General features: G+C 49.2%; 2 protein-coding genes. Both read right to left on the bottom strand.

The window, feature by feature from the left end; all coding sequences use genetic code 11:
* Positions 1–95: 95 nt before the first annotated feature.
* Positions 96–227, bottom strand: coding sequence for a DUF7557 family protein (locus ACP5H1_RS08545; protein WP_427974106.1), 132 nt, complete (start codon positions 225–227; stop codon positions 96–98).
* A partial coding sequence (locus tag ACP5H1_RS08540) for a hypothetical protein (RefSeq protein WP_427974109.1) occupies positions 176–658 on the bottom strand: 483 nt, incomplete at its 5' end. The genes ACP5H1_RS08545 and ACP5H1_RS08540, both read right to left, overlap by 52 nt.

Here is a 658-nt window from a genome sequence, read left to right as displayed (position 1 = left end):
TTCGTTCCAGCATTTGGCGGTTACTACGGCTAGTTCCTTGAGCTTCTCATGGGTATTCCTATCCACGACGAGTTTAACTACATTAGTCCTCCTCATTATTGGCATTTCTTATACCCCTCAATGAGCCTCTTAATCACGTCATCATAGGTCTCCCTTGGGTGAATCTTAAGTCTCCTCAACTCCTCCTTAGTATCCCTTCCAACTCTAATCGGCTCAGTAACAGGCATACCACAAAGGTAACAGATAGTAGCTTAAAAGCTTTACCCCGCCCCTGGAAGGGGCGAGGCTTGTCGCTCTTTTTGTCAAGTATTTTATACGTGAAGGCGTGGGTCGACTCCCTCCGTAGTTCAGGCGTATCCATCTCCAGGACAGAGCCAGAGCCAGACTCATACACGACATGCACCACGCCGTTAATTGGGCGCACCCGTAAAACATTGCCTGGATAAGTCGCGTGGCTAACTTGAGTCAAATCATCGCTGAACGCGTAAACCGTGTCATTAATGCCCACGTAGATGTATTTACCGATATCCATGCTAATGTTGAGGGGGGTGCTTGGGTATTCTAGGCGCGTCTCCGCAATTGGGTCTAGATGCGGCGATAATAGGTATAGGAATGCATACTCACTGTCTGACCTCGTCCCCGTCCTAAAGGGCGGGGG

The organism is Acidilobus sp. (assembly GCF_049973875.1).
In the GTDB taxonomy this organism is placed as follows: Archaea; Thermoproteota; Thermoprotei_A; order Sulfolobales; family Acidilobaceae; genus Acidilobus.
The sequence above is the reverse complement of the archived record's forward strand: the minus strand, read 5'-3'. Positions and strand labels throughout refer to the sequence as shown.